Raw genomic sequence first — 13150 nt, forward strand, 5'->3', positions numbered from 1 at the left:
CCGATGATTCTATTGCTCGCAACGCGAAGACGATCCGTGAGGAGTCATGAACCGGAGACGGCCGACACCGCCGCAGCGACGAGCGCGGCGAGTCGCTCGGACGTATCGTCCGGCATCGGGGTCCTGCCGAACGTGAAGCGCACCGACGTCTGCGCCACCTCGGGCGGCACGCCGCAGGCGAGCAGCACGTGCGACGGCTCGTCGCTGCCGGCTGCGCACGCCGACCCGCTGGAGGAGATCACACCGCGCCGCTCCAGTTCCAGCAGCACCGCCTCACCACTCGTCCCGGCGAACGTGAAGCTCGCGGTGCCGGGAAGCCGGTTCTCGCGATCTCCGGTCAACGCGGCCTGCGGTACGGCAGCGAGAACGCCGTCGATGAACCGCGCGGTCTGCGTGCCGACGCGAGCGGCGACCGACTCGCGCTCCGCCTCGGCCAGCTCCAGCGCCACGGCCAGAGCGACCGCCCCCGCGACGTTCTCGGTGCCCGAGCGTCGACCGCGTTCCTGTCCACCGCCGTGCAGCAGCGGCTCGAGCGGAACGCGTCCGCGCACAGCGAGGGCGCCGATGCCCTTCGGCGCGCCGAGCTTGTGCCCGGCGATCGAAATCGCATCCGCTCCGAGTCCGGCGAGCGGCAGCCACCCTGCCGACTGCACGGCGTCGAGGTGCAGGGGTACCCCGGCGGCTGCGCTCACCGTCGCGATGGCCGCGGCATCCTGCACGGTGCCTATCTCGTTGTTGGCATGCCCGAGCGAGACCAGCGCGGTGTCGTCACGGAGAGCCTCGGCCACGGCATCCGGGTCGACTCGCCCGTCACGACCGACCGGGACATGCGTGACCTCGACCCCGTGGAAGCGTCGCAGGAAGTCCGCGGACTCGAGGATCGACTCGTGCTCGACCGGCGTGGTCACCAGATGGCGACGACCTCGTTCGAGGGCCGCGAGCACGATGCCCTTCACTGCGAGGTTGTTCGCCTCAGTGCCGCCGGCGGTGAAGATCACATCTCCCGTGCGCATGCCCAGAATCCTGGCGACGCGCGCCCTCGCGTCGTCCAGCGCGCTCGCCGCAGCCTCACCCGCCGTGTGGTGACTCGACGGGTTGCCGAACACCCCCGTCAGATAGGGGCGCATGGCCTCGAGCACCTCCGGACGCACCGGAGAGGTCGCGGCATGGTCGAGATAGAGCATCAGTCGAGGTCCTGCATCAGGCGATCCGCACATCCAGTCCGAGATCGAGCGCGCGGACGGAGTGCGTGAGCGCGCCGACGGAGATGACATCGACGCCGGTCTCGGCGATCGCGCGGACGGTGTCGAGATTCACGCCGCCGGATGCCTCGACCGTGGCCCGATCGCCGATCATGGCGACGCCTGCCCGCAGGTCGTCGAGCGAGAAGTTGTCGAGCAGCACGGTGTGTGCGCCGCCGGAGAGCACGGCCTCGATCTGGTCCAGCCGGTCGACCTCCACGACGACGTGGGCGGTGTGCGGCAGCCGCGACAGCGCGTCGCGCAGCGCCGTCGCGAGGTCGGCGCCTTCGCGCTGCAGCACCGCCAGGTGGTTGTCCTTGGCCATCACGGCATCCGACAGCGAATAGCGATGATTGCTGCCGCCGCCGGACACGACCGCGTGCCGCTCGAACGCGCGAAGTCCAGGCGTCGTCTTGCGGGTGTCGGCGATGCGCGCACCGGTGCCCTCGACCGCTGCGACGTACTGCGCGGTCAGGGTCGCGATGCCGCTCATCCGCTGCGTGAAGTTGAGCGCGACGCGTTCGGCGGTGAGGATGCTGCGCGCCGATCCGGACACGGATGCGAGCACGTCGCCCGGTGCGAACTCGTCGCCGTCGCCGACGTGCACATCGATCGTGACAGACGGGTCGGTGAGGGTGAACGCGGTCGCGAAGACGTCGCCGCCGCTGAGCACGCCGTGCTCGCGAGCGGTGAGGTCGGCGGTCGCTGTCGCGTCGATCGGCAGCAGCGTTGAGCTGGTGAGGTCGCCCCATGGCGCGTCCTCTTCCAGGGCGGCTCCGACGATGCGGGTGAGTGTGGCAGCGGTGAGCATCAGGCTCCGATCAGAGCTCGGGAGGCGGTGAGGTGGTGGGCGCCGACCGAGTCGGTGCGGGCGAGAGCGGCGGATGCCGTGGCTTCGGCGAGCAGCAGCAGACCGGCGTCTTCGTGCTCGGCGCGAGTGCGGGGTGCGGGGACTGCGGCGCGCCAGGCGCGGATCGTGTCGAGGGCCCCGGCCAGGCCCTCCTCTGTACGCAGCAGGCCGACGTGGTCCCACATCAGCTGCTGCAGTCGTTCGCGGGAGAAATCGTCTTTCAGGTCGCACTTCTCGTCGGCGCCACTCGCTGAAAGCGACGAGAAGTGCGACCTGAACGGGAAGGCGGTGGGTGCGGGAGCGCGCAGGGCCGCGGCGGCGCGAGCGCCGAACACGGCACCCTCCAGCAGAGAGTTCGACGCCAGGCGGTTCGCACCGTGCACACCGGTGCGGGCCACCTCGCCGACCGCGAGGAGTCCAGGCATCGAGGTGCGCCCGTCGAGGTCGGTGACGATCCCGCCCATCAGATAGTGCGCGGCCGGTGTCACGGGAACGGGCTCGCGCGCCCAGTCGAACCCCCGCTCGCGGGTGATCCTGTCGATGGTCGGGAATCGCTCGGCCAGGCGTGCAGCGCCGAGCATCGTCGCGTCGAGCAGCACCGGACCCTCCTGCACAGCGGCCTGCCTCGCGATCGCACGGGACACGACATCCCGAGGAGCGAGCTCGCCGTCGGGATGCGTGTCGAACACGAATCGCCGGCCCTCATCATCGAGCAGCGTGGCACCTTCGCCGCGCAGGGCTTCGGAGACGAGGAAGGCGGATCCTGCGGCGAGCACCGTGGGGTGGAACTGCACGAACTCCAGATCGCCGACCGCTGCTCCTGCCCTCATCGCTGCGGCGATCCCGTCGCCGGTCGCACCGATCGGGTTGGTGGTGCGGGCGTACAACTGCCCTGCGCCGCCGGTCGCCAGGATCACGGCCTCCGCCTCGATGTCGACGAGAGCATCGTGCCGCAGCATCCGAACGCCGCGAACCGCTCCGTCCTCGACCAGGAGGTCGACCACGAGGGCGTGCTGGATGACCTCGACCGGAGACTTTCGCACCTGCGCGATCAGCGCGCGGGAGATCTCCGCACCTGTCGCGTCGCCGCCCGCATGCACGATGCGCGCATGGCTGTGGGCGGCCTCGCGTCCGAGCAGCAGCGTGCCGTCGGGCGACCTGTCGAATGCGACACCGCGAGCGATCAGCTCGGCGATTCGGGCCGCACCGTCGGACACCAGCACGTCCACGGCGGCAGAGTCCGAGAGCCCGGCGCCCGCGCTCAGCGTGTCGGCGGCGTGCAGCTCGGGGGAGTCGCCGGGGCCGTAAATGCCCGCGACTCCGCCCTGCGCGAGCGGCGTGCATCCGTCTCCGAGCGCCCCCTTCGTCACGAGCGTCACCGCATGCCCCGCCTCGGATGCGTGCAGCGCTGCGGTGAGACCCGCGATGCCGGAGCCGACGACGATCACGCTCGCGTGTCCCGGTACAGATGTCAGTCGATCCGCACACTTGTCAGTGCGAAACACGGGATTCGCACTGACATCCGTGATCTGAGCCGACAAGTGTGACGGCGGCGGCGTGTGCGTCGGGGCCGGCTCGTTCATGACCGCGGCTTCGCTGCCAGCATCCGCTCCAGCGCGACGCGCGCCGGGGCCGCCACGTCGCCGGCGACCCGGATGCGGTTGGGCGTGCGTCCGGCGACGAGTTCCTCGAGCACCCAGGCGAGGTAGCCGGGGTGAATGCGGTACATCGTCGAACACGGGCAGACAACGGGATCCAGGCAGAAGATCTCGTGCTGCGGGTACTGGGCGGCGAGCCGCCTGACCAGGTTGATCTCGGTGCCGATGGCGAACGTCGTCGGCTCCGTGGCGCCGTCGATCGCGCGGCGGATGTAGTCGGTGGAACCGGCCTCATCGGCCGCGTCGACGACCTCCATCGGGCACTCCGGGTGCACAATCACGCGCACGCCGGGATGTTCAGCTCGTGCCTGCTCGATCTGCCCGACGGTGAACCGGCGGTGCACGGAGCAGAACCCGTGCCACAGGATGACCCGCGAGTCGACGAGCTGCTCGGCCGACGAGCCGCCGAGCGCTCGCCGCGGATTCCACATCGGCATCCGCTCGAGCGGCACGCCCATGGCCTTGGCGGTGTTGCGACCGAGGTGCTGATCGGGGAAGAACAGCACGCGGTGTCCGCGCTCGAACGCCCATTCCAGCACCGTCTCGGCGTTCGACGACGTGCAGACGATCCCGCCGTGGCGGCCCACGAACCCTTTGATCGCGGCGGAGGAGTTCATGTACGTCACCGGGATCACCGGAACGCGCCCGGTCTCGTCGGCGACGTCGAGCGGCCCGAGCACGCCCTCGAGCTGCTCCCAGCAGTCCTCGACCTGGTCGATGTCGGCCATGTCGGCCATCGAGCACCCGGCGGCGAGGTTCGGGAGGATCACCGACTGCTCAGGCCGGGAGAGCAGATCTGCCGTCTCGGCCATGAAGTGCACGCCGCAGAACACGATCGCCTCGGCATTCGGGCGCTCGAGCGCCGCGTTCGCGAGCTGGAACGAGTCGCCGACGTAGTCGGCGTGCTGCACCACCTCTTCGCGCTGGTAGAAATGGCCGAGCACGACGACACGGTCACCGAGCGTCTCTTTCGCGGCGCGGATGCGCGCGTCGAGATCCGGCTCGCTCGCCTCGCGGTACTCGGTCGGCAGCTCGCCCTGACGAGGGGAGCCGGTCGGGATCACATCGCCCATGGACGATCCAGGCCCGTAGCCGGGACGGCTGTCGAACGTCCACGGCCCTTCGGCGAGGTCGGTGCTGCACGTGGCATCGGTCGAGGCGCCGCCGACGATCGCCTGGATGGCGTGGTCGACGGAGGGATCGGCGAGTTCGGGGAACGGCAGGAGGGTCATCGGGTCCTCTTCTCCTTGACATCTTTCTCGGGTGCGAGTGGGCCGCGGTCAGCCAGCTCGACGGCGTCGTCGTATCGGTACAGGCGGGCGGGCCGGTGGTTGCCCGTGCGGAACTCGTCTGTCGGCAGCAGTGCGGCTGAGGTCTCGACCTGGCGACGGAAGTTCGCCGGATCCAGGCGTCTGCCGAGGATCGCCTCATAGGCCTCCCGCAGATCGGCGAGTGTGAACATCGGGGGCAGGAAACCGTGCGCCACACGGCTGTAGCCGACCTTGTTCCGCAGTCGCCACAGCGCGTAGTCGATGATCTGGCTGTGGTCGAAGGCCAGGGGAGGGAGGCCGGCGGCGCCGAACCACTGCACGTTCTCGGGCGCCAGGCCCGACGCCACATGCGCGGCGCTCTGTGCATCGACCTCGTCGGAGCGGAGGAGCGCCCAGTACACGATCGACACGACGCGCCCGGGAGAACGGTCAACGGCCCCGAACGCGTACAGCTGCTCTAGGTAGCTGGGGGACAGGCCGGTGGTCTCGTGCAGGGTGCGGGCCGCGGCATCCTCCAGACTCTCGTCGGGTTCGAGCCAGCCGCCCGGCAGCGCCCAATCGCCCTGATGGGGGTCTCTCGTGCGCAGCACCAGGGGCAGAGCCAGCGAGGGCTGATCGACGGCGGGTGCACGCCGCAGCGTCAGGATCACCGTCGACACCGCGACGCGGATCTCGTTCCCACTGGTTTTGGTCACCATGACTTTAACCTCCGTGAACGATCTTAGTGTCGTGGTGACCTGAAGGGCAACCGCATGCCGCCATATGACGCGCGCCCAAACGTTACGCGGCCGTGATCGAGGCTCTTGTCTGTTCCGTAGGGGTTTGTTAGGTTACTGTCCTAACAAACCCCTACGGGTGCTCGACGACGAGCGACATCCCTCAAGCAACGCAGCATCGAGAGGAACACCACACATGATCCGCAATGGCAGACGCCGTGCAGCAGTCACGGCGATCGCGGGGGCATCCGTCCTCGCATTGGGCCTCACCGCCTGTTCCGGCGGCGGGGGAGAAGAAGGTGACGGCGACGGCGCAGCGAGTTCGCTGCGGGTGTGGGCGGGAAGCCAGACACCCATCACGGCGAACTTCAACCCGTTCGCCCCGACCGTCCTCCACGGCGCGCTCGGCCCGATCCTCGAGCCGCTGTTCTTCTTCAACAAGCTGGCGGACGAGCCGGCAGACGGCATGATCGGCGAATCGTACGAGTTCAATGAGGACGGCACGGTCATCACCGTGAAGATCAAACCCGACCTCACCTGGAGCGACGGCGAACCCCTGACCGCAGAGGACGTCGCCTTCACCTTCAACTACGAGGGCAACAACCCCGAGGGGCAGGGGCTCGTCTCCGCCGAGGCGACGGACGACACGACGGTGGTGCTGACCTACGGCAGCCCGCAGTTCACCACGGAGTGGCAGCGCATGGGCGGCACCTGGATCCTGCCGGCGCACGTCTGGAGCGAGGTCGACGACTTCGCCAACTTCACGAACGAGGAGCCCGTCGGCTCAGGGGCGTACGTGGTCGACAGCGTCACGAGCGAGTCCTACACCCTCGTCGCGAACGAGAACTTCCGCGACGCGGCCGATCTCGGCGTCAAGACCGTGCAATACATCGCGATCGACGCCAATCAGTCGGCGCAGGACCTGCTCGCCGCAGGAGAGCTCGACTGGGCAGGCATGTTCATCCCCAATCCCGACTCCGTCACCGCGAACGGTCAGGTCGACTGGGTCAACACCCCGCAGGACCCGACGGTGCTCTACACCTGCTCGAACGCCGAGCTCGGTTGCACCGGGGAGCAGACCGACGTCGCAGTGCGGCAGGCGCTGAACCTGGCGATCGACCGCGAGACGATCAAGGAGAAGGCGTTCGTCGGCCTCACCGGCGACATCTCCCCGACGTACGCCCTGCTGCCGCGCGACGAGAAGTGGGTCGCCGATTCCGCCAACGAGGTCAGCCCGCAGACGGCGGATGCCGCGGCGGCCGGTGCGATCCTCGAAGCGGCCGGCTACACCAAGGACGCCGACGGCTTCTACGGCAAGGACGGCGCGCCCATCGAGCTCGACCTCACCTCGGTCGACGGCTGGACCGACTACAACGACGCCGCGAAGCTCATCGCCGAGCAGGCCGCAGCGGCAGGCATCAAGATCAACGCGTCGACGGTGCAGTGGCAGGAGTTCTCCGACTCTCGTCAGACCGGCCAGTACGAGCTGATCATGGGCGGCATGATCGGCACGTCCGTGGCCGATCCGTTCCAGATCTACCGCGACTGGGTGGGCGGCACGGCCACGCAGTCGACGAACCCCGTGGGTGAGGAGGTTCCTGCCGGACGCTGGAACTTCAGCCGCTACGACAACCCGACCGTCGACGCCGCCATCGCCGCGGCAGAGGCGACGGACGACGAAGCGGCGAAGATGGCCGCCTACACGACGATCCAGACCGAGATCGTGCGCGACCTGCCCTACATCCCCCTGGTCATCAACGCCACGCAGACCTTCTACAACACGAAGGACTTCACCGGCTGGCCGACCGAGGAGGACCTGTACGCCTTCCCGCCCTCCTGGGGCTCGGTGGCGTCCGGGTACATCCTGCAGCAGCTGAAGCCGGCCGGCTGAACGCCGGCTGACGGCAGCGGAGGAGCAGGAGATTGAGGATCTGACATGAAGTTCTACGCCCGCAGGATCGGGTTCTACATCATCACGCTGTGGACGACGATCTCCCTCAATTTCCTGCTCCCCAGACTCATGCCGGGTGACCCGGCCGACATCATGATCGCCAAGCTCCAGCGCAACGGGGGCGAGATCTCGGAGACGACGATCCGCAACATCAAGCTGCTGCTGGGCTCCGACGAATCCTCGATGTGGGAGCAGTACCTCGGATACTGGGGTCGGATGCTGCAAGGAGACCTGGGCATCTCGGTCACCAAGTATCCGACCCCCGTGTCCGAGCTGATCGGGCAGGCGCTGCCCTGGACGATCATCCTCGTCGGCGTCGCGACGGTCATCTCGTTCATCCTCGGCATCGCCCTGGGGGCTTGGGCGGGATGGAAGCGCGGCACCTGGGTCGATCACCTCATCCCGGCCACGACGATCCTGCAGTCCATCCCGTACTTCTGGCTGGCCCTCGTGCTCGTCGCGGTGTTCGCGGTGGGGCTCGGAGCGTTCCCGATCATCGGCGGGTACAGCGTGTTCGACTTCCCTCGCGGCCCTGAGTGGACGTGGGCGTTCTTCACGGATGCCGTCGCCCATGCCTTCCTCCCCGCGCTCACCATCGTGCTGAGCTCGGTCGGCGGCTGGCTGTTCGGGATGCGCAACATGATGGTGTCGACGATGGCCGAGGACTACGTCACCACGGCGGAGGCGAAGGGACTGCGGCCGCGTCGCATCCTCACCATGTACGCCGCGCGCAACGCGGCGATCCCCTCCATCGCCGGCTTCGCGATCACCCTCGGCTTCGTGGTCGCCGGCTCCATCGTGATGGAGCAGGTGTTCACATATCCGGGGATCGGCAAGCTCATGTTCCAAGCAGTGCAGAACAGCGACTACGCCCTCATGCAGGGCGTGTTCCTGGTCATCACGATCACCGTCCTCGCGGCGAACTTCGTGATGGACCTCGTCTACGGCTACATCGACCCGAGGGCGCGTCACAATGTCTGAGACCACGGCCACCGCCACTGCACCGCACACGGCGCCGACAGCCCTGCCGCCCGACACCGTCGCGCTCGTCACCCAGAGACGGGCCAGGGGCGGGTTCCGCGCGATGCTGCCGCGGCCGTCGGCCAAACTCGTCATCGGGCTCATGCTGGTGAGCGCGATCGTGCTGTTCGGCATCCTCGGGCCGCTCATGACGCAGAATCCGCGCGACTCGCAGAACGCCGCGTTGGAACCGCCCAGTGCCGAACACCTGCTGGGCACGAGCAAGCTCGGCTACGACGTTCTCGCCCAGCTCGCGCACGGGACTCAGGGCTCGCTCCTCGTGGGAATCGTCGCCGGCGGCATCGCCGTCGTGCTGTCGCTCTTCTTCGGCATCCTCGCCGGTTACCTCGGAGGGTGGCGAGACGAAGTCCTCTCCCTCGTGACCAACATCATGCTCGTGATTCCCGGCCTCCCTCTCGCGATGGTGATCGCGACGTACTTCAGCAGCCGCAGCTGGCTGCTGGTCGCCATCGTGCTCGGCATCACGTGCTGGGCCGGTTCCGCCGTCGTGCTGCGCACCCAGGCGCGATCGCTGCGCAGCCGCGACTACGTGTACGCCGCGAAGGTCGCGGGGGAGAAGTCGTTCCGCGTGATCCTCGTGGAGATCATGCCCAACCTGCTTCCCCTGCTGGCCGCGCAGTTCCTGTTCGCCATCATCTTCGCGATCCTCGGCGAGGCAGGCCTGTCGTACCTCGGACTCGGTGCGACCGACTCGATCACCTGGGGCACCATCCTCAACGACGCGCAGTCCGGTCAGGCTCTCGGCACCGGCGCCTGGTGGTGGTTCGTGCCGCCCGGCGTGCTGATCGCGCTTCTGGGCTGCGGCCTGTCGTTGATCAACTTCTCGATCGACGAGATCATCAACCCGAAGCTGCGGGTCGCACCGGAGGCCGCCCGCCGTGTGCGCAGGGCCGCCAGATCGAAGGGAGTCCTCGCGTGATCGCATCAGACGCCGTGCGCACATCGGAGGCGGTGCTGACCGCCAGCGGCGTGTCCATCGAGTACGAGGTGGATCCGCCGGTCAAGGCTGTGCGCAACGTGTCGCTCACTCTGCACCGCGGAGAGATCCTCGGACTCGCGGGCGAGTCCGGCTGCGGCAAGACGACCCTCGCCTACGGCCTCAACCGGCTGCTCAAGGCGCCGGCGCTCATGACTTCGGGTGAGATCACGTTCCACGATCGTGGCGGCGACGACATCGACATCGTCGGGCTGCGCAGCGAGCAGCTGCGCGCGTTCCGATGGGACAAGATCTCGATGGTGTTCCAGGGGGCCATGAACTCGCTGAACCCCGTGATCAGCGTGAAGGCGCAGATCTTCGATGTGTTCGACACGCATCGCCCGGGTATGAGCCGACGTGACAAGACCGCGCGTGCAGAGGAGCTGCTGGGCCTCGTGGGCGTCGACCCCGCGCGCCTGTCCAGCTTCCCGCACGAGCTGTCGGGCGGCATGCGTCAGCGGGTGATGATCGCGATGGCCCTCGCCCTGGATCCCCAGGTCATGATCATGGACGAGCCCACCACTGCTCTGGATGTGGTCGTGCAGCGCGGCATCATCCGCGAGATCATGCGCTTGCGCGAGCGGCTGGGCTTCGCTGTCATCTTCATCACGCACGACCTGCCGATGCTGATCGAGATCAGCGACCGCATCGCGGTGATGCTGCAGGGCGAGATCGTCGAGCAGGGGACCGCGGAGGAGATCTATCGCACGCCTCAGCACGAGTACACGAAGAAGCTGCTCTCGAGCTTCCCCAGTCTGCGCGGCGAACGCGGCGGTTTCGTCCGCAGCGGAGCGGAGGTCGCCCGATGAGCGTGCGCACGCTCGAGGCGCGGAACCTCGTCAAGGACTTCCGGCTGCGTTCGGGGCTGAAGACCACGATCCTGCACGCGGTGAAGGACGTCTCGTTCACCCTCGAGCCGGGTAAGACGGTCGCGCTGGTGGGCGAGTCAGGCAGCGGGAAGTCGACGATCGCCCGGATGCTGATGAAGCTGGAGACCCCGACGTCGGGTGAGATCCTCATCGACGGTGCACGCAGCGGCGACGGCGGCAGAGCGCTGGAGCGGTACCGGTCGGATGTGCAGATGGTGTTCCAGGATCCGTTCGCCTCACTCAATCCGTTCCACACGATCATCCATCACCTCGAACGGCCTCTGCGGATCCATCACCGCGGCCTCTCCGCGGCGCAGGTGCGGGAGAAGGCGCTCGATCTGCTGGAGCGGGTGCGTCTGTCCCCGGCCGAGAGCTTCGCCGAGCGCCGACCGCACGAGCTGTCGGGCGGGCAGCGTCAACGCGTCGCGATCGCACGAGCACTCGCACCGGGGGCGCGGTTCATCGTGGCGGACGAACCGGTGTCGATGCTCGACGTCTCCATCAGGCTCGGCGTGCTGAACCTGCTCGCGGAGCTGCAGAGGGAGGAGCAGCTCGGCGTGCTCTACATCACCCACGACCTGGCGACCGCACGCCACTTCAGCGACGAGATCCTCGTGATGTACCGAGGGGACATCGTCGAACGAGGGGCGGCGGATGACGTCATCCTCAACCCTCAGCACGACTACACGAGGACGTTGCTGGCCGCGGCGCCGGAACCGGAGAACTTCGGGAGACTGCGAGACGAGGTGCGGGCCGAGCTCGCAGGCTAAGCTGTCCCCATAATTGAAGACAGGCCTCACGACCAGTGCGGGAGAGCCCCGGTGCATGCGACCGGGCACCGAAGGAGCAAGCCTCCCCGCCAATCTCTCAGGTACCGCGTACCGCGCAGGTCAGGCCACTCTGAAAAGCGATGCTCCGGCATCCGCCGACGGTGAAAGCCCTCCGCCATGCGCGAGGGCGAAACTCTCAGGCCCATGACAGAGGGGGAGTTCTCGGATACCGTGCATTCCGTACGGCATCCTTCCGATCATCACGGGAGAGCTCCATGACCCAGGCCCGCTTCACACCGCTGCGCGAGCGGCACGAGTCGCTCGGTGCGTCCTTCACCGACTTCGGCGGCTGGCAGATGCCGGTGCGCTACACCTCCGACCTCGCCGAGCACCACGCGGTGCGCCAGGCCGCAGGGCTCTTCGACATCTCGCACATGGCCGAGTTCACGATCGAGGGCGGGGACGCGGCGGCGTACCTGGACTTCGCGCTGGCAGGGCGGCTGTCGACCATGACGGTCGGGAAGGCCAAGTATTCACTGCTGCTCGCCGAGGACGGCGGCATCATCGACGACGTCATCGTCTACCGCCTCTCCGACGACCGGTACCTGATCATCTCGAATGCAGGCAACCGGGATGCCGTCGGCACGGCTCTGCGCGAGCGTGCGAGCGGCTTCGGCGCCGAGGTCGAGGACGTCTCCGACGCCTACGCCCTGGTGGCCGTACAGGGCCCCGCATCCGCGGCGATCGCGGCGTCGACCGAGGGCATCGCCGATGTCGCCGTTGCGTGGTCCGAGCAGAAGTACTACGCATGGGCGGACGCCTCCTTCCTCGGCGAACCGCTGCTGATCGCACGCACCGGCTACACCGGCGAGGACGGCTTCGAACTGCTCGTCCGCAGCGAGGACGCGGTCGCCCTGTGGGACGCGCTCCTCGTCGCCGGCGCGCCGCACGGCATCGTCCCCGCGGGTCTCGCGGCCCGCGACACGCTCCGCCTCGAGGCGGGGATGCCGCTGTACGGCCACGAGCTCTCACTCTCGACGAAACCGGCGCAGGCGGGCCTCGGGAGGGTCGTCGCCGCTGACAAGGAGACCTTCGTCGGCAAGGACTCCGTGGCCCCCGCTGAGGGGTCACGGGTGCTCGTGGGGCTCACCGCCGACGGCAAGCGCGCGGGACGCGCGGGCTATGCCGTCGTGGACGAGGACGGCACCGCGCTCGGCGAGATCACCAGCGGTGCGCTCAGCCCGACACTCGGCCATCCGATCGCGATGGCCTACATCGATCCCGCTTCGGCCGAAGCGGGCACATCCGTATTCCTTGACGTGCGGGGCACGAAGATCCCCGCGACCGTGACCGCACTGCCTTTCTACCGGAGGACGAAATGACCGATCTGAACGCACTCGCCTACACCGAAGAGCACGAGTGGCTCGCCATCGCCGATGGTGTCGCCACGATCGGTGTGACGGACTTCGCCGCCGAGAAGCTCGGTGACGTCGTCTTCCTCGAACTCCCCGCCGTCGGCACCGAGATCGCGGCCGGCGCCGTGGTCGGCGAGATCGAGTCGACCAAGTCGGTGGGCGAGCTCTACGCCCCCGTCTCCGGCACCGTGGTCGAGATCAACGAGGCCGCGGTCGATGACCCGTCGCTCGTCAACGCCGAGCCCTTCGAGAGCGGCTGGCTGATCAAGGTCTCCGTCGCAGAAGATGCGGCAGACGGACTGCTCGACCGCGACGCGTACGTCGCTCTGACCGAGGGCTGATCTCGCAGTGACCACTTTCTCCGAACGTCATATCGGCACGACCGCCGAGAC

General features: G+C 68.1%; 12 protein-coding genes and 2 riboswitches. Of the genes, 7 read left to right on the forward strand and 5 right to left on the reverse strand.

Annotated features, from left to right (window positions below):
• Nucleotides 1-44 precede the first annotated feature (44 nt).
• From ACYVG2_RS01910 to ACYVG2_RS01930, 5 genes are all read right to left on the reverse strand, one after another.
• A complete protein-coding gene (locus ACYVG2_RS01910; RefSeq protein ID WP_460779431.1) occupies nt 45-1184 on the reverse strand; it encodes a cysteine desulfurase family protein in 1140 nt (379 codons plus the stop codon).
• A 16-nt stretch (nt 1185-1200) separates the two neighbouring features.
• Nucleotides 1201-2052, reverse strand: a complete 852-nt coding sequence (gene nadC / locus ACYVG2_RS01915) for a carboxylating nicotinate-nucleotide diphosphorylase (protein ID WP_460779432.1) — start codon at nt 2050-2052, stop codon at nt 1201-1203.
• Nucleotides 2052-3539 (reverse strand): L-aspartate oxidase, encoded by a 1488-nt coding sequence (nadB, locus tag ACYVG2_RS01920; protein ID WP_460779433.1) that lies wholly within the window; start codon nt 3537-3539, stop codon nt 2052-2054. The genes nadC and nadB overlap by 1 nt, the downstream gene beginning before the upstream one ends.
• Before the next feature lie 131 nt (nt 3540-3670).
• Nucleotides 3671-4981, reverse strand: a complete 1311-nt coding sequence (gene nadA, locus ACYVG2_RS01925) for a quinolinate synthase NadA (RefSeq protein WP_460779434.1) — start codon at nt 4979-4981, stop codon at nt 3671-3673.
• Complete coding sequence (locus ACYVG2_RS01930) at nt 4978-5718, reverse strand: NUDIX hydrolase (protein WP_460779435.1); 741 nt, start codon at nt 5716-5718, stop codon at nt 4978-4980. The genes nadA and ACYVG2_RS01930 overlap by 4 nt, the downstream gene beginning before the upstream one ends.
• Before the next feature lie 214 nt (nt 5719-5932).
• Here ACYVG2_RS01930 and ACYVG2_RS01935 point away from each other — a divergent pair, with 214 nt between their 5' ends.
• From ACYVG2_RS01935 to gcvH, 7 genes are all read left to right on the forward strand, one after another.
• Nucleotides 5933-7627: an ABC transporter substrate-binding protein gene (locus ACYVG2_RS01935; protein ID WP_460779436.1), complete on the forward strand. Its 1695-nt coding sequence runs from the start codon at nt 5933-5935 to the stop codon at nt 7625-7627.
• 45 nt (nt 7628-7672) lie between these two features.
• Nucleotides 7673-8668, forward strand: coding sequence for an ABC transporter permease (locus ACYVG2_RS01940; protein ID WP_448965040.1), 996 nt, complete (start codon nt 7673-7675; stop codon nt 8666-8668).
• Nucleotides 8661-9647: an ABC transporter permease gene (locus ACYVG2_RS01945; protein ID WP_460779437.1), complete on the forward strand. Its 987-nt coding sequence runs from the start codon at nt 8661-8663 to the stop codon at nt 9645-9647. Before ACYVG2_RS01940 ends, ACYVG2_RS01945 begins: the two co-directional genes overlap by 8 nt.
• The gene (locus ACYVG2_RS01950; RefSeq protein ID WP_460779438.1) at nt 9644-10513 is read left to right on the forward strand and encodes an ABC transporter ATP-binding protein; all 870 of its coding nucleotides are present in this window, start codon (nt 9644-9646) and stop codon (nt 10511-10513) included. Before ACYVG2_RS01945 ends, ACYVG2_RS01950 begins: the two co-directional genes overlap by 4 nt.
• Before the next feature lie 2 nt (nt 10514-10515).
• Nucleotides 10516-11343 carry an ABC transporter ATP-binding protein gene (locus ACYVG2_RS01955; RefSeq protein WP_448965248.1) on the forward strand — a complete coding sequence of 276 codons (828 nt, stop codon included), beginning with the start codon at nt 10516-10518 and terminating at the stop codon, nt 11341-11343.
• Between the two features lie 28 nt (nt 11344-11371).
• Nucleotides 11372-11467: riboswitch (glycine riboswitch) on the forward strand.
• Nucleotides 11468-11564, forward strand: a riboswitch (glycine riboswitch). It begins immediately after the preceding riboswitch.
• Between the two features lie 54 nt (nt 11565-11618).
• Complete coding sequence (gene gcvT / locus ACYVG2_RS01960; RefSeq protein WP_460779439.1) at nt 11619-12725, forward strand: glycine cleavage system aminomethyltransferase GcvT; 1107 nt, start codon at nt 11619-11621, stop codon at nt 12723-12725.
• A complete protein-coding gene (gene gcvH / locus ACYVG2_RS01965) occupies nt 12722-13099 on the forward strand; it encodes a glycine cleavage system protein GcvH (protein WP_460779440.1) in 378 nt (125 codons plus the stop codon). The genes gcvT and gcvH overlap by 4 nt, the downstream gene beginning before the upstream one ends.
• The last annotated feature ends 51 nt before the right edge of the window (nt 13100-13150 follow it).

Source organism: Microbacterium shaanxiense, from assembly GCF_054779995.1.

What these genes read in the sequence shown, in the direction of transcription:
- ACYVG2_RS01910 (WP_460779431.1), bottom strand. Translation starts at nt 1,184, where the DNA reads ATGCTCTATCTCGACCATGCCGCGACCTCTCCGGTGCGTCCGGAGGTG.
- nadC (WP_460779432.1), bottom strand. Translation starts at nt 2,052, where the DNA reads ATGCTCACCGCTGCCACACTCACCCGCATCGTCGGAGCCGCCCTGGAA.
- nadA (WP_460779434.1), bottom strand. Translation starts at nt 4,981, where the DNA reads ATGACCCTCCTGCCGTTCCCCGAACTCGCCGATCCCTCCGTCGACCAC.
- ACYVG2_RS01930 (WP_460779435.1), bottom strand. Translation starts at nt 5,718, where the DNA reads ATGGTGACCAAAACCAGTGGGAACGAGATCCGCGTCGCGGTGTCGACG.
- ACYVG2_RS01935 (WP_460779436.1), top strand. Translation starts at nt 5,933, where the DNA reads ATGATCCGCAATGGCAGACGCCGTGCAGCAGTCACGGCGATCGCGGGG.
- ACYVG2_RS01940 (WP_448965040.1), top strand. Translation starts at nt 7,673, where the DNA reads ATGAAGTTCTACGCCCGCAGGATCGGGTTCTACATCATCACGCTGTGG.
- ACYVG2_RS01945 (WP_460779437.1), top strand. Translation starts at nt 8,661, where the DNA reads ATGTCTGAGACCACGGCCACCGCCACTGCACCGCACACGGCGCCGACA.
- gcvT (WP_460779439.1), top strand. Translation starts at nt 11,619, where the DNA reads ATGACCCAGGCCCGCTTCACACCGCTGCGCGAGCGGCACGAGTCGCTC.
- gcvH (WP_460779440.1), top strand. Translation starts at nt 12,722, where the DNA reads ATGACCGATCTGAACGCACTCGCCTACACCGAAGAGCACGAGTGGCTC.